The sequence below is a fragment of the Hymenobacter sp. H14-R3 genome, assembly GCF_030063445.1.
Taxonomy (GTDB): Bacteria; Bacteroidota; Bacteroidia; order Cytophagales; family Hymenobacteraceae; genus Hymenobacter.
Genome location: NZ_JASITD010000004.1, coordinates 239232 through 258093 on the forward strand (window position 1 = coordinate 239232; position 18862 = coordinate 258093).

18 protein-coding genes and 1 pseudogene are annotated in these 18862 nt (G+C 61.6%); 18 read left to right on the forward strand and 1 reads right to left on the reverse strand.

Translation table 11 applies throughout. The annotated features are described in order from the left end of the window. Nucleotides 1–50 precede the first annotated feature (50 nt). The 15 genes and pseudogenes from QMK33_RS06015 (at nucleotide 51) to QMK33_RS06085 (ending at nucleotide 13331) form a co-directional block, all read left to right on the forward strand. The gene (locus QMK33_RS06015) at nucleotides 51–1796 is read left to right on the forward strand and encodes a type VI secretion system Vgr family protein (RefSeq protein ID WP_283563660.1); all 1746 of its coding nucleotides are present in this window, start codon (nucleotides 51–53) and stop codon (nucleotides 1794–1796) included. A 6-nt stretch (nucleotides 1797–1802) separates the two neighbouring features. After that, nucleotides 1803–2795 carry a DNA/RNA non-specific endonuclease gene (locus QMK33_RS06020; RefSeq protein WP_283563661.1) on the forward strand — a complete coding sequence of 331 codons (993 nt, stop codon included), beginning with the start codon at nucleotides 1803–1805 and terminating at the stop codon, nucleotides 2793–2795. A gap of 276 nt (nucleotides 2796–3071) precedes the next feature. Then, nucleotides 3072–3608: a hypothetical protein gene (locus tag QMK33_RS06025; RefSeq protein ID WP_283563662.1), complete on the forward strand. Its 537-nt coding sequence runs from the start codon at nucleotides 3072–3074 to the stop codon at nucleotides 3606–3608. 30 nt (nucleotides 3609–3638) lie between these two features. Next, nucleotides 3639–4184 (forward strand): annotated as a pseudogene (locus tag QMK33_RS06030) (phage baseplate assembly protein V); the annotation flags it as partial. A 5-nt stretch (nucleotides 4185–4189) separates the two neighbouring features. Next, nucleotides 4190–5374, forward strand: a complete 1185-nt coding sequence (locus QMK33_RS06035) for a PAAR-like protein (protein ID WP_283563663.1) — start codon at nucleotides 4190–4192, stop codon at nucleotides 5372–5374. After that, nucleotides 5374–6177 carry a hypothetical protein gene (locus QMK33_RS06040; protein ID WP_283563664.1) on the forward strand — a complete coding sequence of 268 codons (804 nt, stop codon included), beginning with the start codon at nucleotides 5374–5376 and terminating at the stop codon, nucleotides 6175–6177. The genes QMK33_RS06035 and QMK33_RS06040 overlap by 1 nt, the downstream gene beginning before the upstream one ends. A 48-nt stretch (nucleotides 6178–6225) precedes the next feature. Further along, nucleotides 6226–7047 (forward strand): hypothetical protein, encoded by an 822-nt coding sequence (locus QMK33_RS06045; RefSeq protein WP_283563665.1) that lies wholly within the window; start codon nucleotides 6226–6228, stop codon nucleotides 7045–7047. A gap of 65 nt (nucleotides 7048–7112) precedes the next feature. Next, complete coding sequence (locus QMK33_RS06050; protein WP_283563666.1) at nucleotides 7113–7859, forward strand: DUF6882 domain-containing protein; 747 nt, start codon at nucleotides 7113–7115, stop codon at nucleotides 7857–7859. Beyond that, nucleotides 7810–8115, forward strand: coding sequence for a phage baseplate assembly protein V (locus tag QMK33_RS06055; protein WP_283563713.1), 306 nt, complete (start codon nucleotides 7810–7812; stop codon nucleotides 8113–8115). The genes QMK33_RS06050 and QMK33_RS06055 overlap by 50 nt, the downstream gene beginning before the upstream one ends. Further along, nucleotides 8087–8437: a hypothetical protein gene (locus QMK33_RS06060; protein WP_283563667.1), complete on the forward strand. Its 351-nt coding sequence runs from the start codon at nucleotides 8087–8089 to the stop codon at nucleotides 8435–8437. The genes QMK33_RS06055 and QMK33_RS06060 overlap by 29 nt, the downstream gene beginning before the upstream one ends. Nucleotides 8438–8443: 6 nt before the next feature. Continuing rightward, the gene (locus QMK33_RS06065) at nucleotides 8444–9457 is read left to right on the forward strand and encodes a DNA/RNA non-specific endonuclease (RefSeq protein ID WP_283563668.1); all 1014 of its coding nucleotides are present in this window, start codon (nucleotides 8444–8446) and stop codon (nucleotides 9455–9457) included. Nucleotides 9458–9719: 262 nt separating this feature from the next. Next, nucleotides 9720–10235 carry a hypothetical protein gene (locus QMK33_RS06070; protein WP_283563669.1) on the forward strand — a complete coding sequence of 172 codons (516 nt, stop codon included), beginning with the start codon at nucleotides 9720–9722 and terminating at the stop codon, nucleotides 10233–10235. Nucleotides 10236–10250: 15 nt separating this feature from the next. Further along, nucleotides 10251–10592 carry a hypothetical protein gene (locus QMK33_RS06075; protein ID WP_283563670.1) on the forward strand — a complete coding sequence of 114 codons (342 nt, stop codon included), beginning with the start codon at nucleotides 10251–10253 and terminating at the stop codon, nucleotides 10590–10592. Between the two features lie 370 nt (nucleotides 10593–10962). Further along, nucleotides 10963–11388: a GPW/gp25 family protein gene (locus QMK33_RS06080; protein WP_283563671.1), complete on the forward strand. Its 426-nt coding sequence runs from the start codon at nucleotides 10963–10965 to the stop codon at nucleotides 11386–11388. A gap of 47 nt (nucleotides 11389–11435) precedes the next feature. Next, a complete protein-coding gene (locus QMK33_RS06085) occupies nucleotides 11436–13331 on the forward strand; it encodes a type VI secretion system baseplate subunit TssF (protein ID WP_283563672.1) in 1896 nt (631 codons plus the stop codon). Nucleotides 13332–13552: 221 nt separating this feature from the next. Here the strand turns inward: QMK33_RS06085 and QMK33_RS06090 are convergent, their stop codons facing one another. After that, complete coding sequence (locus QMK33_RS06090) at nucleotides 13553–16105, reverse strand: ATP-dependent Clp protease ATP-binding subunit (protein WP_283563673.1); 2553 nt, start codon at nucleotides 16103–16105, stop codon at nucleotides 13553–13555. Between the two features lie 259 nt (nucleotides 16106–16364). Between QMK33_RS06090 and QMK33_RS06095 the strand changes: the two genes are divergently transcribed. The 3 genes from QMK33_RS06095 to tssD all read left to right on the forward strand — a co-directional run bounded on the left by QMK33_RS06095 (nucleotide 16365) and on the right by tssD (nucleotide 18793). Continuing rightward, complete coding sequence (locus QMK33_RS06095) at nucleotides 16365–16805, forward strand: hypothetical protein (protein ID WP_283563674.1); 441 nt, start codon at nucleotides 16365–16367, stop codon at nucleotides 16803–16805. Nucleotides 16806–16854: 49 nt separating this feature from the next. Further along, complete coding sequence (locus QMK33_RS06100; RefSeq protein WP_283563675.1) at nucleotides 16855–18225, forward strand: DUF5458 family protein; 1371 nt, start codon at nucleotides 16855–16857, stop codon at nucleotides 18223–18225. Between the two features lie 166 nt (nucleotides 18226–18391). Beyond that, nucleotides 18392–18793 (forward strand): type VI secretion system tube protein TssD, encoded by a 402-nt coding sequence (tssD, locus tag QMK33_RS06105; RefSeq protein WP_283563676.1) that lies wholly within the window; start codon nucleotides 18392–18394, stop codon nucleotides 18791–18793. Nucleotides 18794–18862: the final 69 nt, after the last annotated feature.

Here is an 18862-nt window from a genome sequence, read left to right on the forward strand (position 1 = left end):
GTTCTTGTCTTACTTTCGTCTTCCGTCTTTCCTCCCCCGTTCCTTTTTTCATGTCGTATCCCGTAAAAGTGAGTGTGCAGGTGGCTGGGGTTGCCGACCCCTCGTCGGCCCTGGCCGACTACCACCACCTGACCCTGCAGCAGCACGCGCTCACCCACCACACCTTTACCCTCGACTTTGCGTGCGATACCCTGGGTAAGGCCCTGGGTATCAAGCCCGAGTTGGTGCCCATTCAGGCGCACACCCGCCTCAGCGGCAAGGACATTACCATCGGCTGGACGAGCCGGCTGGCCAGCGCCGCCGGGCGCTCGTTTCAGTTCAAGGGTATCATCACCGACATCTGCATTCGCACCGATGCCGACCTGGTCAACTACTACCACCTGAGTGGGTACAGCCCCACGTTTTTGCTGGAAGACGGCACCCAGAGCCGCACGTTCGTCAAGAAGTCGCTGCCCACCATTTTCGATCAGGTGCTGGCGGCCTACCCCGGCAACGCGTTTGCCAGGCAGCTCAGCGCCCAGGGCTCGCAGGTGCTGCCCTACGTGGTGCAGTACCAGGAAACCAACTTCCATTTTCTGAGCCGCCTGGCCGCGGCGCAGGGCGAGTGGTTTTACTACGATGGCACGACGCTGCGGCTGGGTGGCGAACAGGCCCCGCTCATTGCCTTTCGCAGCAGCGGGGCGCAGGTATTCAGCCTGGCCATGCGCCTGCAGCCCAGCACCACGCAGGGGGCGGCCTACAACTACCGCACCCACGCCCCGCTGGCGGCCACGGCCGCGGCCCCGGCGGCGGGCTACGCACTGAGCCAGTTTGCGGTGCAGCACTCGGCGGCCCTGTTCACCCAGCCCCAGCGGCTGGTGGTGGGCCCGCAGGGGCGCGACCAGGCCCAGTTGCAGCGGGCCCTGGACGGGCTGGCCGCCAGGCAGGCGGGCAGCCAGGTGACGCTTACGGGGCAGGGCGAGGCCTTCGACACGCGGCCGGGTAGCGTGCTGGACGTGCAGGACGCGGCGGGGGCGTCGTACGGCAAGTTCCGGGTGCTGTCAGTGGTGCACACGCTGGACGGGGACGGCAACTACCAGAACCGCTTCGAGGCCCTGCCCGAGGGGGCCACCGGCCCGCCGCCCAACCCCTACTGCGCCCCGCCGGGTGCCCAGCCCGAGCTGGCGCAGGTGCTTGACCTGGCGGACCCCAAGCAGCTGGGGCGGGTGCGGGTGCGCTACTACTGGGGCGTGGCGCAGGCCAGCGAGGCGGAGAGCGGGTGGCTGCGGGTGAGCACGCCGTACGCGGGCGACGGGAAGGGGCAGTTGTTCACGCCGGAGGTGGGCAGTCAGGTGCTGGTGGGCTACGAGCAGGGGCGGGCCGAGTTTCCGGTGGTGCTGGGCAACCTGTTTCACGCCCGCAACCCGGCCGGGGCCAAGTACAGCCACGGGCCGGGCGGGGGCGAGGTGAAGGGCATCCAGACGCTGGCGGGCAACCGCCTCACGTTTCACGACAAGAAGGGGGAGGAGAAGATTGTTATCACCAGCGGCCAGCAGAAGGAGACGGTGCTGGAAATCTCCTTCAAGGGCCAGGGCCGGATTGAAATTAAGACGGCGGGTGATATCAGCCTGCGCGCGGGCCAGAACGTGCGCATCGAGGCCGGTAAAAAAATGAGTCTGAAAGCCGATGAGCTGACGCTGGAAGCCAAAACCATTCAGGCGAAGGCCGATTCGACGGTGGAGGTGGGCGCGGCCGGTGCCCAGTTGAAGATGGCGGGCGCTTCCACGCAAATCAAAGGCACTCTCACGCAAGGATAACCCGCGATGCCTCATACCGATTATGTTGTCAATCTGGCGATAGTGAAGTGCTCGATGGGCACGCTGCCGCTGCCGTTTCTGGTGACGAGCCAAGTGGTGCACCTGGTCAACAACGTCCTGGCCGTGGCCACGGAGCTGGACCGGGCTCCGCTCGTGAATATTCCGTGCTTTGGCATCTGCCAGCAACTCACCAAACTGGCCAGCGGGGTGCCCACGCCTTGTGTGCCGGTGCCCACGGGCTGGAAGGGAGCCAACCCGGCCCGCAAAATCACGGGCCTCAAGCCGCTGCTCGAAAAAGCCACCTGCCAGTGCGTGCTCGGCGGTACTATCTCGTTCCAGAGCTCGGGGCAGGTAGGGGCGGCCAGGTTCCAGACGGGCCCCAACTTTATCATGCTCGCGGCGGGCAGTGTCGGTGGCTGGAACAAGGTGCTGAATCAGCCCTTAGCGCCCGACCACGAGTATCTGGTAGACAACTACCTCTACTCGACCGACAGCCAGGGGCGGGTAGCGAAGGTGCGAGGCGATTTGGAGGACCAGGAGCACAAGCGCCACCCGACCCAGCAGATGGCCTCGGTGCGCCTCAAGGACGGGCAGCACAACACGGCCTTCGTAGCCGACCCGCGGGCCAAGGGCACCAAGCTGGCTAAGCTGCGCAACGGGCAGCCCAACCCGGCTTTCGTGCCCGACCCGCGCCAGCCCCAGCAGCAGCGCGAGTTCTCGGACGACGGGGGCCACCTGCTGGCCTCCCTGTTCAACGGGCCGGGCGAACAGTTCAACTACGTGCCCATGGCCAGCAGCCTCAATCAGGCCGGCGGCGGCTGGTATCAGCTGGAGCAGGAGTGGAAACAAGCCTTGCGGGGTAGAAACCCACCGCCCCCGCTTCCCAAAAAGGTAGATGTTGAAATTGAGCTTCAGTATGCCACTGATAAAAGACCAACAGGTTTCAATGTACGATACTGGATTGATGGCAAGAAGAAAAAAAGGTTTTTTCCTAATTAATGTTAATAAATCAACTGTCCAGTGATTTCAGCAAAAGAGATTTACGCTTTTATTGGTAAAATTATTGCCGATGATATTCAGGACGAATGGCAACAGGCGATTTTAAATGTGGAGCGTTTAGAAGATAGTGTAGGATGCGACGGCTACTATACTAATGAGACAGGTGATAAAACGGATTTAGAATTGGAAGCAGAGGGTTTCGACCTGCAGTTTTCAAGCCGAATTCAGGCGTTATATAGCATCACGACATCAGAAGAAAGTAACCGTTGGAACCGTTTGCGCTACACGCTTTATGCAAATAATAGTTTTGAAGTAGATTTCATCTGGGACGAGGATTTTGCCGAAGAAATGGCCTACATCAACTCCACGACGCAGGTGCCCGAGCCCCAGCGGGCGAATGGGCTGGACTTTCTCAAGCAGCGCCAGCTAGAGCGTAAAACCCGGCACCTCTACGACACCCTGGCCCTGGCCCTGCTGCGCAACGCGCCGACCAGCGGCTCGCCCTGGCAGCAACTGGTGCTCACCCTCACCCAGCCCCCGCTTCACTACGAGGCCCACACCGAGCGCACGCCTGCCCCCCGCGCCCCCGTCCAGCGCCAGGCCCTGCTGCTGCTGGGCGAGCACGAGGCGGTGGAGGCCCTGGTCGAGTTAACAGAAAAGGGCGACCACCTGGGCTGGGAGCGCGCGCAGGTGGTGGTGCAGCCCACGGGAGCGTACCGCTTCAGCTTCGAGTGGGCGGGGGCCCCCGCCTACAAGCTGCCCCGCCACTACCACCGCGACGGGCAGGCAACGCCCCCCGAGTCGCCAGCTTAGCCAGGGCCAAGGCCGCAGGAGGCCGAGAGTGGCTGGATGCGGGTGAGCACGCCGTACTCGGGCAATGGCAAGGGGCAGCTCTTCACGCCGGAGAAGGAGTCGCAGGTGCTGGTGGGCTACGAGCAGGGGCAGGCCGAGTTTCCGGTGGTGCTGGGCAACCTGTTTCATCCCCAGAACCCGCAGCAGGCCAAGTACAGCCATGGGCCGGGCGGGGGCGAAATGAAGGGCATTCAGACGCTGGCCGGCAACCGCCTCACGTTTCACGACAAAAAGGGGGAGGAAAAGATTGTCATCACCAGCGGCAAGCAGAAAGAGACGGTGCTGGAAATCAGCTTCAAGGGTAAAGGCAAGATTGAAATTAAGACGGCGGGCGACATTAGCCTGGCTGCCGGCCAGAACGTAAGTATTGAAGCGGGCGAGAACGTGGTCATCAAGGCCAAGAAGAAGTTGGTGCTGGAGGCGGAGGAGGTAAGCAGCACCAGCGGCCAGGCCACGGCCATCACGGCCGGCGGCAAGGCCACGCTGGCCGGCAGCAGCGGGGTGGACGTGAAGGGGGTTCTCAACCAAAGCGCCTAGCAGCCATGAAACAGTATTTCGTCATCTCCGGGGCGCGCCTGAGTTGCGACCAGTCTCCGCTGCCCAGTTTCTTTTCTGCCGTCAACACCTGGAAAATTAACAATAAAGGGGTTGGTCGCCTCACGGATTTCATTCCATTCCTGAATGTTTTGTCCTTTGGACTGCCGTGCAAGATGCTGACGCAGGCGGCGAGCGGGGTGCCCACGCCCTGCATCCCGTTTCCGCTGCCCTGGCAGGGCACCCACGAAAAAGGCAAGGGCCAGCAGTTACGGGCCCTGCTGGACACCTCCAGCTGCCGCTGTGCCTTTGGGGGCAAGATAACGGTGGCCGACGCGGGCCAGCAAATCGGCTGCTACGACGGGCCAGTGCTGGCCGTGGCCGACCCCCCGGCCACTGAGGTGGCGGGCTCGGCCGCCAATATCGTGGTTTACCACCCCCCCGATAAAAACACTGCCCCGACGGCGGCCCATGACAAACAACTCAAGGCGGTCGAAAAGATAATCAACCAGCCGGAGCTGCTGCGGCCCAACACGTTTTTTCTGGTGGGCCAGCACCTCTACGTTACCGACGCACTGGGCCGGGTGGTGAAAGTCAAGGGCCGGCTGCCCTTGCCCGTATCGCCGCCGCGGGGCCAGCCCAAGCCCAAGCCCGTGCGCAACGAGACGGCCCAAGGGACCTCCGTGCGCTACAAGGATGGGCTGCGAAACGCAAAGTGGAGGGGACCAGACAAGCGCACCCCAGACCAGAAAAAAAAGGGCCACCAGGACTACATCCCGGACCCGCGGCCGCTGGATGAACAAAAAGAGTATTTTGACCAGGGGGGCCACCTGATTGGGGCCTCTTTCGAGGGCACCCCGTTCCACCTCAACTACGTGGCCCAGCACGAAGACCAGAACCAGGCCCGCACCGGGGTGGAAAACTGGAATGCCATGGAGGGCCGGCAGCGGAAAGCCTTAGCAGCTGGCAAGCACGTATACGTGGAATACGAGATGCAGCACCCGCTCGCCGGGCCGCCGGGCTCGAAGGGGTTTGGGGGCTACACTGGCAAAGAATTGGCTCCAAATGGCGACACAGTACTCAAATCTCCAGACCCAAAAACCCAGCGCGACTTTTCCCTGCGTCCAGACAGTTTCCTCACCAGAACGTGGATTGCAGGCCGATTAGACGAGCAACCATACCCCAACTCATAATGACTGATATAACGACCGCGGCCGAAGTATACACCCTGCTGGGCGACGCGCTCTGGGATTACCTGCCCATCGAGGAGGGCCGCATTTTGCTGCGCATTGAGCGCTCGGAGGGTGCGCAACGCTATAATGGCATTTACATGAACGACAATGGCAGCGCAGAAAGCCTAGCCGTGCTGCCCTCCAACAAGAGCAAGGCCGTCGAGCAGCTCTACCAGCTGACGAGCCAGGGGGGCAAAAACCCGTGGAACCTGCTCTATTTCACCCTGCTGCCGGGGCGGGCCTTCGAGGTCGACTTTATCCGGGACGAGGACGCGGTAAGCTCGCTGGCCTTCTTGACCCGCACCCGCCAGCTGAGCCGGGCCAAGCGCGAGGCGGCCTATGATGCCTTCATGGAGGCGCAGGCGCAGGCGGGGGCAGGGCGGATTTTCACCAGTATCAGCCAGCGGCTGCCGGCGCTGGTGGGCGGTTGGCTGCCGGGCTGGCAGCGGCTGGTGGTGCGGGCCCGCCACTGGAACGGGGGCACATTTGAGTTGCGGGGCTTTGCCTACGCCGACCTGCCGGATGAGCCGGTGGAGGGCGAACCGTTCAGCGTGGTGCAGGACTGGGACCTCGTCAAGCAGTTTTATGAATTTAACACGAATATTTTTCAGACGCCCTGGAACACGTTGGCGTGGACGGTGCGGGCGGACGGCACGTACACGCTCGTCTTCGACTGGGACCCAGAAGAAGAGTTGTATAGCCCCCGTCCGCCCGACACTATCTTTCCCTATACCCGCCAGGGGCGGTGGCAGGAGCCGGCCTAGCGGGTCGGAGTACCTTTCAGAAAAACCAGGTTCCGAGAATAACGCTCAATGACTGATATAACGACCGCGGCCGAAGTATACACCCTGCTGGGGGATGAACTCTGGGATTACCTGCCCATCGAGGAGGGCCGCATTTTGCTGCGCATCGAGCGCTCGGAGGGTGCCCAGGGTTACAAAGGCATTTACATGGACGACAATGGCAGCGCGGAAAGCCTGGCCGTGCTGCCCTCCAACAAGAGCAAGGCGGTCGAGCAGCTCTACCAGCTGACGAGCCAGGGGGGCAAAAACCCGTGGAACCTGCTCTATTTCACCCTGTTGCCCGGGCGGGCCTTCGAGGTCGACTTTCTGCTGGACGAGGACGCGCGGGCCATGCTCTCCTTTCTGGCGCACTCGCACGGCATGGCGGCCAGGCGGCGGGACGCGGCCTACGCCGCCCTCATGGCCGAGCAGGCGCGGACGCAGGCGGCGCGGATTTTTACGCAGTGCAGCCAGCGGCTGGCGGCGCTGGGGGCCAGCGAGCAGCCGGGCTGGCAGCGGCTGCTGGTAGAGGCCAGCCACTGGAACGGGGGCACGTTCGAGCTGCGGGGCTTCGTCTACGCCGCCCCGGTGCCGGGGGCAGCAGGCGAGCCGCCGCAAGAAGCGGGCGAGGCGTTCAGCGTGGTGCAGGACTGGGAGCTCGTCAAGCAGTTCTACGAGTTCAACACGAATCTGTATCAGCCGATGTGGAACACGTTGGCGTGGACGGTGTGGCCCGACGGCACGTACACGCTCGTCTTTGACTGGGACACGCAAAAGGAAGTCTACACTAAACGCCCCACCCACCTCGTCTTCCCTTACACCCGCCAGGGGCGCTGGCAGGAGCCGGCCTAGCGGGTCGGTCCGGCCCGGCCCAACGCGGCCGTTTCTTTTGTCGTCTTCTTTTCTCCTGCCTTCCTATGTTTTCGCTGTCTTCTCTCTACACCCAGCACGCGGCCCGCTCGCTGGAAAAGCTGCTGGCCCTGCAAGCCCTGACCGGCGACCCCGACTTTGACTTCAATCTGGGGGCGGGCACGCTCAGCTTCGGGGCCGGGTTCACGTACCCGATGCAGATTCTGGGCACGGTCTCGCGCCAGAGCAGCACCTGGCAGTGGGCCTGGGCCAGCCCCCAGGCGCTGCCCGCGGCCCTGCTGCTAGCCAGCGAGCAGCTCCAAGAGCTGGGCGCTGCCCGCGGCATCGAGGAGTTCACCAGCCCCCGCTTCGCCATCACGCCCCCGCCGGCGCCGGCGGGCTCACTGCTGGGTCTGCACCAGCAGTTGGGCTTTGCCGGCCGGCCCGCCGCCCCGCTCGACGGGCACCTGCTGGCGATGGTGGGGGCGGGCGTGTGCGGGGCAGACGCGTACTACGGGGCCGACTACGGGCCGGGCATCGCCTATGTGCTGCTGCCCAGCGTGCCCGGCGCGGCGGCCCACTGGGCGCAAGAGCCGGGGCAGCTGGCAGAAGTATTTCGCCGGGTGCTGGCCCTGCCCTACGCGCTGGATGCGCGGGCGGCCTTCAGCGCCTATCTGACGCAGAAGGGCTACGCGTTGGAAACCGACGGCGGGCTGCGGCTGCGCGGGGTGAAGGGCGAGCGGTGGCTGGCGGCCCGTTTCGATGATGCCGGCCAGCTCACGGAGCTGGAGCCCGACCAAGAGGAGCCAACCTAGCCCAAGAAGCCACCCTGCCCCGGCTGCGGGGGCTGGGAAGGGGCAGTTGTTCACGCCGGAGGTGGGCTCGCAGGTACTGGTGGGCTACGAGCAGGGGCGGGCCGAGTTTCCGGTGGTGCTGGGCAACCTGTTTCACGCCCGCAACCCGGCCGGGGCCAGCTACCGCCACGGGCCGGGCGGGGGCGAGGTGAGGGGCCAGCTACAGCCACGGGCCGGGCGGGGGCGAGGTGAAGGGCATCCAGACGCTGGCGGGTAACCGCATTACGTTCCTGGAGAAGAAGGGGGAGGAAAAGATTGTTATCACCAGCGGCCAGCAGAAGGAGACGGTGCTGGAAATCTCCTTCAAGGGCCAGGGCCGGATTGAAATTAAGACGGCGGGTGATATCAGCCTGCGCGCGGGCCAGAACGTGCGCATCGAGGCCGGTAAAAAAATGAGTCTGAAAGCCGATGAGCTGACGCTGGAAGCCAAAACCATTCAGGCGAAGGCCGATTCGACGGTGGAGGTGGGCGCGGCCGGTGCCCAGTTGAAGATGGCGGGCGCTTCCACGCAAATCAAAGGCACTCTCACGCAAGGATAACCCGCGATGCCTCATACCGATTATGTTGTCAATCTGGCGATAGTGAAGTGCTCGATGGGCACGCTGCCGCTGCCGTTTCTGGTGACGAGCCAAGTGGTGCACCTGGTCAATAACGTCCTGGCCGTGGCCACGGAGCTGGACCGGGCTCCGCTCGTGAATATTCCGTGCTTTGGCATCTGCCAGCAACTCACCAAACTGGCCAGCGGGGTGCCCACGCCTTGTGTGCCGGTGCCCACGGGCTGGAAGGGAGCCAACCCGGCCCGCAAAATTATGGGCCTCAAGCCGCTGCTGGAAAAGGCCACTTGCCAGTGTGGGCTGGGGGGCACCATCTCGTTCCAGAGTTCGGGCCAGAAGGGGCTGGCCAAGTACCAGACCGGACCCAACTTCACTATGCTCCAGGCGGGCCAGAAAGAGCCGGGTAAAAAGGGGGTGTGGACCAAGGAGTTGAACAAGACCCCCCTGGAGCCTGACCACGAATACCTGGTGGACAACTACCTCTACTCAACCGACAGCCAGGGGCGGGTGGTGAAAGTGTGCGGCGACCTGGCACAAAAGCAGGAGGAGCGGCGCAACGAGTACCAGCAAAAGGAATCGGTGCGCAAGAAGGATGGGCAGGGCAATGTGCATTTTAAGAAGGACAAACGTAAACCTGGTACGAAGCAGCTTAAACTCCAGAATGGCCAGCTAAATAGTAAGTTTAAGCCCGACAAGCGACAGAAGCAGCAACAGCGCGAGTACATGGACGACGGGGGGCACTTGTTGGCGGCCATGTTCGACGGGGCGGGTGAGCAGATTAACTATGTGGCCATGGCCAGCACGCTTAATCAAGCCGGAGGGGGATGGTATGATATGGAACAAATATTTAAGAGCGCCTTGGATGGAGACAATCCGCCGCCAGAATATCCGAAGGAAGTGGAGGTGGAAATTGATATTATTTACGGTGTTGACAAACGCCCAGTAGGTTTTCAGGTAGAGTACTGGATTGATGGAATAAACAGAATCGAACGTTTCACTAATTAAATTCTTTGCGGTAATGTCAACTATATCTGATTCAGTTTACGATACAATCGGTCAATCAATGGCCGATTGTATAGCGGGTGAATGGACGAAAGCAGTGCTCACAATTGAGTATCTACCTAAAAGAAAAAGCTATCAAGGTATTTATTTTACTCTTGAAGGTCAGAAAGAGCAGCTAGATATTTCCGTGCCCTTCGAGTTGGATGCGGCGTTAGATGAACTTCACGCTACGACCACGGAAGGTGGTTCTAACCGGTGGAACCAATTGCGCTACACGCTATATTCAGATGAGAGTTTCGAGGCAGATTTCATCTGGGATGAGGATAGGGCTGAGGTAATGGCCTATATCAACTCCACGACTGCCGTACCCGAACCCCAGCGGGGCGCAGGATTAAAGAATATCAAGCGAATGCAGTTGGCGCGTAAAACCCAGCGCATTTACGAGGCGCTGGCGCTGGCCTTGCTACGTAACGCTCCCAGCAGCGAATGGCAGCAACTCGTACTCACGCTCACCAAGCCTCCGCTTATCTACGAGGCGTATGCCGAGTATGCCCCCAACCGGCGCGAGGCGCTGTTATTACTGGGCGAAGCCGAGGCCGTGGAGGCTTTGGTGGAGCTAACAGGCAAAGGCGACCATCTGCGCTGGGAGCGGGCGCAAGTGGTTGTGCAGCCATCGGGAGCGTACCAGTTTAGCTTCACCTGGGCCGGGGCGGGCGAGTACAACCTGCCCCGGCTCTACCACCGCGAGGGGCAGGTAACGCCGCCCACGGCGGTAAGCTGACTCTTCCCGCCAGAAGTGGGCAGTCAGGTGCTGGTGGGCTACGAGCAGGGGCGGGCCGAGTTTCCGGTGGTGCTGGGCAACCTGTTTCACGCCCGCAACCCGCAGGGGGCCAGCTACCGCCACGGGCCGGGCGGGGGCGAAGTGAAGGGCATCCAGACGCTGGCCGGCAACCGCCTCACGTTTCACGACAAGAAGGGGGAGGAAGAGATTGTTATCACCAGCGGCCACCAGAAGGAGACGGTGCTGGAGGCGGAGGAAGTGCGCAGCACCAGCGGCCAGGTCACGGCCATCACGGCCGGCAGCAGCGGGGTGGATGTGAAGGAACCATTCCCATCTGGGTTTCGGGGCGCAACCTGATGCATGCCGCCCACACGGGCCACGAAATGAGGTAGCGCTAAACGCGGCGTTTGTAGTAGAGGATATTGCCCCGGTGGCGGCCGGGGTGCTTGGCTTCGGAGCGGCTACTGGGGCCATGGCTGGGGCAAAGGCTGGCGGGCGCGGCTTGCAGCTACCACCTGCTGCCCGAAGCGACCGGCTACTCAGCGTGGTGGCTTGCCAGGCCTAAAAAGTATTTTTGGGATGCGCTGATTAAGGGGTGCACCTAGCATTCTCTATATTTACCCGCAACTAACTGCGCTTGCCAGGCGTAACGCAGCCAAGCTCAGCGCTTGCCTGGCCTTATTGGCCCCGTGGCCGCCAGGCCATCCTTAACTTTTCCTGCTTACTTATGAGTGCCACCTACTACCAGCTGCCGCTCGACCTCGAAGGCATATTGGAGCGCAAGCGGCTGCCGCGCTGCTCGGCGCAAGACTCTATCGCGCAGCATCTTTACTTATTGCTGACTACTTACTTTGGCGAGTCGCGCTTCGAACCCGAGTTTGGCTGCCAGGTGTGGGAGCAGGACTTTGAGGCCATGACCACCATGCGCTGGAAAGACCAGGTGCAACAGTCGATAGACCAGTCCATCCGCGAGTTTGAGCCGCGCCTGGCCCGGCCCCGGGTGCAGGTAGCGGTGATGGATTTTGAGCTGAAAAACGTGAGCCAGCGCATTCGGCGGCGCCTGGAGGTAACCATCACGGCCGTGCTGCACCGCACCCACGAGCCGTTCGACTTCCAGGCCAGCCTGTTCATTGCGCCCCTTTCGGTTGATTAAGCATCCGTCAGTAGCTTGCCAGTATTCTCCCTTTTTTACTCCACCGCGTGCTTCCTCCGCTACCCTTTTCCGTCACTGCCCCTTCCGATTTTACCAAGGCCAGTGTCAAGAGCCGCCTCACCCGCCAGGCCGCCGAGCTGTGGGGCTACGGCGAGGGCGACCTCGATGCCTTCGACCCCCTGGTGAACCTGCTGCTGGAGTCCTGCGCCGTCGAGTTTGAGAAAATCGGGCAGGCGCTGCACAACACCCAGTACCGGCTCATCGAGCGCCTGGCCACGCTGCTCAACCCCGAGGTGATTGATGCCCCGCGCCCGGCCCACGCCGTGCTGCAAGCCCGCGCCCGCGAAGCGGTGGTAACCCTGCCCAGCGATGCCCAGTTTGTGTTTGAGCCGCCCACCGTGGGGCGCCAGTCGGCAGGCCAGTCGCTGTTTTTTTCGCCCCTGCAAGCCACGCGCCTCGTGGGTGGGGCAGTGCAGTGCCTCGCCACCGATGCTGCTGTGTGGCAGGTAGAAGCCGGGGGCCAGAAGCGCCTGGTGGCCCAGGCCGTTGCCCCTGCTCCGGCCGTGCATCGCCGCCTCTGGGTAGGCGTGCAGCTGCCCGCTGAAGCCTTGGATTTGAACGAGTTAACTTTTTATTTCGATTGGCTCAACGAGCCTCGCCGGGCCAGCTACCAGGCCTTTTTGCCCGGCGAGCAGTGGCTGCTGGGTGGAGTAGAGCTCGTGCCCCAGCCCGGCCTGCCCGCGCCCGCGCCGCTGGCCGGTAGCCTGGCGGGCGAGCTCAATGGGGAATATGATTTTCTGCGGCGCATTGAGCAGCAGGTACATGCGCTCTACGCACCCTCGTTTGTGCAGGTGGCCGCGCCGGCCGGGGCCCTGCCCACCTACGTGCCCCGCCCGTACCCCGACGAGCTGGCCGCCGCCTTCAGCAACCCCGCCACCGAGCTCCAAGCGCTCTCGCAACCCCTCACCTGGCTCGAAGTGCGCTTTGCCCATGCGCTGCCGCCCGAGGCGTTCGACCAGCTTACCTGCGCGCTCAACTGCTTTCCGGCCCTCAACCGGCGACTGCACAAGGTGCTGTTTCGCTTGCAGCCGGCTCTCAACCTGTTTCCGCTGGTGAGCGAAGAGCCGTTTTTGGCCGTGCGCGACGTGTATAGCCTCAGCAACGTGCTCTACCGCTCTACCACGCTCAGCGACCTAACCGACGGTGCTACTGATACTTACACGTTGCGCACTCACGGCGTAGGTCGCTTCGATACCCGCACCGGCCGCGAGGCCCTGCGTGAGCTGCTGGAGCTACTGCGCGATGAGAGCCGCGCCTTCACGGCGGCCGGCACCGACTTCGTGGGCACCATCCTGCGCGAGCTCGACCAGAATATGGCCCGCCTCGAAGAGCGCCTTGACCGCCAGCGGGCCGCCGAGCAGCCGGTACCCTACCTGCTGCTGCGCCCCCAGGATGTGAACGACAGCGTGTACCTCGAATACTGGTCGAGCAACGGCGCGGCGGCCAACCGCCTGCCCGCCGGCAGCCTGCTGCGCGTGCACGATGGTCACTACGTAGACGAGGTGCGCCTGCTCACCACCACCAGCGGCGGCCGCGAGCGCCCCCGCCCCGAAGAGCGCACCCACTCCCTGCGGTGCAACCTATTGGCCCGCAATAGGTTAGTAACCCTGGCCGATATCAAAGCTGCTTGTTGGGCCGAGCTGGGCACCCAGCTGGCCGAGGTGCAGGTGGAGAAAGGCTTCCAAACCGGCGCTACGCCCACGGCGGGTTTCGTGCGCTGCATTCGGGTGCAGCTCACGCCCGCCGTGCCCACCCGCCTGAGTGCGCCTGAGTGGCAGCGCGCCGCCCAGGAGCTGCACACGGTGCTATCGGGCCAGTCGGCGCTCAACCTACCGTATGAGGTGGTGGTGACGCCGCCCCGGGACAACGTATTGGTTATGTGAGCAAAATAGAAGAGCCAGCCACATTGGGGCTGGCTCTTCTCTTGGTTTCAGCTGCTAAGCAGTGCGTCAGAAGTAGCGAGGTAGTCGTTCTAACGAAGTGCCCCTCCGAAAAGGAAAAGGGGAGCTATGCGCTCGCGCAAAGCCGGTATCCCCTTTCCGGAGAGGGGGCAGGGGGTGAGACGCAACGCGGAGGGCAATAAACGCTTGCGTACTAGCAGTTGCTAGTTACTTGCTTCAGCATCTGATTCTTGCTGGGCCGCCAGCTCCATTTCAACGGCAGCTTCCTGCGTGGTGGTCCACACTACTTCTTCGCCGTCGGCGGGCTTATCCAGCGCCAGCATGGTGCCCTTGCGCGCCTCCCCGCTGATGATGAGCCGCGAAATGGGCCGCCGCAGCTGCGTGCGAATCACGCCCGTGATGGGCCGCGCCCCGTACTTGGGCGTGAAGCCCGACAGGGCCAGGTGCTGCCGCGCCTCGGGGCTGAGCGTGAGCGTAATACCCTGCCGGCGTAGCTGCTCCAGCAGGGGTTGCAGGTGAATGTCGAAGATGCGCCCCACGTTCTCCTCCGAAATGGGCGCGAAGGGCACAATCTCGGTGAGGCGGGCCAGAAACTCGGGCCGGAAGTAGCGCGCCATGGTCTCCAGCAGCTCGGTGCCGGTGGGTACCTGCCCGGCTCCAAAGCTGGCGCTAATCTGCTCAGAGCCAATGTTGGAGGTGAACAGGATAACGGCGTTGCTGAAATCGCCCTCGCGGCCCAGACGGTCGTGCAGCCGGCCTTCATCCAGAATCTGCAAAAAGATGTCGAACACCGACGGGTGAGCCTTCTCAATCTCATCAAACAAGACGACCGAGTACGGCTTCTCCCGAATTTTATTCACCAGCAGGCCGCCCTGCTCGTAGCCCACGTAGCCGGGAGGCGCGCCGTACAGTAACGCCGCCGAGTGCTCTTCCTTGAACTCCGACATGTCGAAGCGAATGAGGAACGACTCGTCGTTGAACAGAAAATCGGCCAGCGCCTTGGCCAGCTCAGTTTTGCCCGTGCCCGTGGGCCCCAGCAAGAAAAACGAGCCAATGGGCTGCCCCGCCTTCGTGAGGCCCGAGCGCGACTCCAGAATGGCGGCGCACAGGGCCTTCACGGCCACTTGCTGGCCCACCACGCGCTTCTGCAGAATCTGGTCCATGCGCAGCAGCTTTTCGCGCTCATTGCTTTGCAGCTTGCCCAGCGGAATGCCGGTTTTGCCCGATACGATGGCGGCAATATCCTGCTTCTCCACGCTTTCCTTCTTGGTGTCGGCCATGGCCAGCACGGCCGTTAGCAGCTCGCGTAGGTAGGCGGCCAGCTCGGCGCTGGTTTCCAGGGTGTCGGGTTGCTGCTCGTTTTCCAACTGATTGAGCCACAGTTGGCTAACCTGGTTCTGCACCTGGTACGAAAACCAGCGCAGCTCGCGCAGGTAATCGGCCTCGCCCAGCTCGTGCTGGCGGGCCGTGAGGACGTCGAAGTCGGCTTGCAGCTGCGTGAGGCCCGCCACGGCCTGCTCATCCAGCATCCGGATGGCGGCCATTGTGCGGTCTACCAGGTCGATGGCCGAGTCGGGCAGCTGCCGGTCTTTGAGGTAGCGCTTGGCCAGGCGCACGGCCTCGCCAATGGTGCCCGCGCCCAGCGCCAGCCCGTGGTGCGCGGCATAAATGGGCATAATGCGCTCCAGCATGCGCTCGGCCACCACCAGCGTGGGCTCCTCCACCCGCACGCTGTCAAACCGCCGGTTAAAGGCCTCATCCTTTTCAATATACTGCCGGTACTCATCCGTAGTAGTGGCCCCGATAACGGTCAGTTCGCCCCGCGCCAGCTCGGGCTTGAGCAGCTGCGCAATGCCGCTGCCGGCGCTGCCCTTGGGGTCGAGCAGCACGTGAATCTCGTCAATAAACAGGATGGCGCGGGTGTACTGCTTCAGCTCGGTGAGCACCTTTTTAATGCGGTCCTCCACCTCGCCCTTGTACGACGCGCCCGCCACCAGCGTGCCCATGTCCAGCTCAAACAGCGTGACGTCGCGCAGGTGCACCGGCACCAGCCCGGCGGCAATTTGCTGGGCAAAGCCCTCTACCAGGGCCGACTTGCCCACCCCCGGCTCGCCAATAAGCAGCACGTTGGGCTTGGTGCGCCGGCCCAGTATCTCGGCCACCAGCCTAATTTCGCGGTCGCGCCCCACAATGGGGTCGAGCTGGCCGGCCCGTGCCTGGGCCGTTTTGTCGGTGCAGTAGGTGGCCAGCGCGCCGCCTTTGCCCGCCGGAGTGGGTGTGCCCGGCTCGGTAGCAACTACCTCATTAGCAGTAGCTCCGGACGGAACCGGGTTGTCGGCCTGGGCAGCGTCCAGCAGTTCTTTTTGCGTGAGCGGCAAGGATTTTAGCTGCTCGGTGGTGAAGGCCAGGCCGGGGCGCAGCAGCGCCGCCAGGGTGCAGAGCGGGTCCACCTGGTCGCGCGATAATTGCAGCGCCACCAGCTCGGCCACTTCGAGCACTCTTTGCACGGTGGGCGCGGGGGTGGGCATTTCGGGCGGGCGGGCCGCCTTGGGCTCGTCTTCGAGGCGCACCTCGGCCCACTCGCGCAGGTAGTGAATATCCTTGTCGAGCACGGCTACGAGCCACGAGGCCAGGCCTATTTCGTTGTGCAGCAAGGCAGTAAGCAAGTGCGGGGCGGCGTAGTGCTCCTGGCGGTATTCGTGGGCCACGGCTTGGGCAATGTGCAGGCTGCGCTTCAGGTTGTCGGAGTAGGCCACGGGCAAAAAGGGGCGAGAAATGAAAGGGCAAGGTAGTGCACAGGCTACGTGCAAAGGGGGGGCTAAGGTTAGCTTACCGCTTTATAAGAGCAATCCTATGCTGCTACAACCCCCGGCCCCAAAATAAACTCCTCCGTCCGCCTAACCTTTCGAATTCTCTCTCCGTTAAGCCAGCACAAAGCCAGTAGCATGCCTATGTTTGGCCATTGGTTGCGGCGCCCGCTTGGTGCGCCCGGCCGCCCCACTTTCTTTTCCTTCTATGTACAACTACGGAATTGGCGGTCAGGAGCGTAAGCTCGACAACGCCGCTGAAGCAATCTCGTCCATCCCCCTCAACCGGACTTTGCTGGTACAGAAGCTCACCACCAACACGCCGCTGCGCCCGCTGGTAGTGAAGGGGCTCAAAACCCCCGAGGCCGTTTTTGCGCATTTCAAGCCCGAAGTAGGCGTGCAATTCGAAGATGCTCAGGGTACTACCGTGTCTGAGCAGCTGCATTTTGCCTCGCTCGGCGACTTTGGTAAGAAGGGTATTATCAACCAAAGCAACTTTTTGCAAGGCTTGGCGGCCGAAACCGACGACTTGCAGAAGCTGTTGCGCCAGCTCAAGTCAAACAAGATTTTGAAGTCGGCCCTGGAAAACCCCGAAACCAAGGCTGCTTTCCTGGCGGCCATTCAGACCATGATGGACGAGCTGGAGTAAGCCCCCCGCGCCCGCTCAATTTCCTTGCCTTGCCCCCTTGCTTACCTATATGGCTACCGAACAACAAGATTCTGCCGCCGCTGGCTACCGCTCACGCGAAGCCGCGCCGTCGCTCGAACAAAGCACGCAGGCCCTCCTCAAAGTAGGCGGGTTCGATTTGCTGGAGACAACTATCGACGGGGCTTCCAACCTGAACCCCGAGAAAAAGGCCCGCAAAAAAATATTTTTGTCGGAAGACAATAAGAAGAATGACCGCAAGCAGCTCAAAAAGCGCCTGGCGCTGTGGCATGCCCTGCTAAGCGAGACCGACTCGGTGGCTGGGGCCGTGGAAAAAGCCGAAGCGCGCGTCGAAGCCACCCAGGAGCAGCTTACTGCTAACCTGAAAACGGCCGTGGAGGCAACCGGTGAGCTGGAGCAGGCCTACCGCTCGGTAACGCTGTTCTTTCGCAATACCGACCAGGATGAAGTCAAGAACATCTCCATGCTGAACGCCGACAAGGACCAGCTGCAAGACCTTGATAATACGATATTTATTGACGCCGTAGCCGACGAGCTGGAGCAGAACTACGACCGCCTCGACCTGCGCGAAAACTACTCGCTGCTGGTGGTGCCCGGCTACCTGGGCTCCAACAAGGTGGTGGATAAGTGGGCCAAAATCGCCCATAAAAACAAGGTGATGATGGTCACCGACTTCGAGCACTACGACACGCCCGAGGATGTAATTGAGCTGTTTGAAGAAGCCAATCTCACGGGGGCCGAAGCCCATAAGTCCAACGTTATTATGGCGGCCAACTGGCTGGTGGGCCGGGGCAAAATTGAGGAAATCGGCGAAGAGGAAGACCTGTTTGTGCCGCCCTCCTCGGCCCTGGCCGGGCGCATCTACTCCACGCTGGCCTCGCAGGTAACGGCGGGCCGCAAGCACGGTACCCTCAACGAAGTAGACGGCGTAAAATTTCCGCTGCGTAAAAGTGAGATTTCCAACTTCGAAAAAATTGGCCTCGTGCCCATGGTAAGCGAATATGGCCGGGTAATGGCTTTTTCGGCCAAAACGCTTTTCAATGGCGACAACATTGGCTTGCAGACCTACTCGGTGGTGCGCGTGTTCGACTACGTGACCAAGGTGCTGGTGGACTTTTTGAACCGGCGCGCCTTCGAAAACTGGGACCACAACATGCGTATGGACATTCAGAACCAGATTGTGCGGTTCCTCGACGGGATTGCCGGGCCGGGCAAGCTGATTGAGAAATTCTCCATCAAAAAATTTGAGCGCGACCCCGACCAGAAGGACCGCATTCTGCTCGACATTCACATGGTGCCCTACTTCCCCGCCAAGACTTTCCTGGTGTCGCTCGATGGTACCAAAGGCGACGACCCAGATAACCCCGGCCGCGATTGGAACGCCGAATACGCGCAGCAATAGTCGGCAGTAGCCGGCTGCCATTAGCTGACTGACAAGTAGATTGATGTAGTGATTCGGAATATTATTTTTTTGAATTATTGCATAGTAAACCTAACCAATATTGGTAGGTTGCGTAAAGCGGAAGCGAAGAGATATTCTCTCATTTTCCATAACCCTTTTTTTCAATATGGCTTCTTTTAGTGCTGTTTTTGACGCTGCTGGCAGCGAAGAGTGTGAAGTAGTAAGCTGCGAATACACCTTCAATCAATCAACTGATGACAAAGGCCGCCCTTCGTCGGTGGTGCAGGGAGCATTCATTAAGGTATCCCTCGTATCTACTGACAGCGTAAAGCTAATCAGCTGGATGCTGGACCCTTACAAGCGTGCCGATGGTAAAATCGTGTTTAAGCGCGGTGACCAGGACTCTAAAATGAAGGAATTGGTTTTCAAAGAAGCTTACTGTGTAGGCTACACAGAAACCTTTGATGCCCGTCGGGCGGAGTCGCAAGCCTCTATGGTATTGAGCTTGATTATCTCGGCCAACAAGATTGATGTGAATGGCGCAACCCTTGACAACAAGTGGGTATAAACCACTAGCTTGACTACCTCAAGGGCCCCCGGCAGAATCATCTGCCGGGGGCCTTTTTTGTGGGTGGGG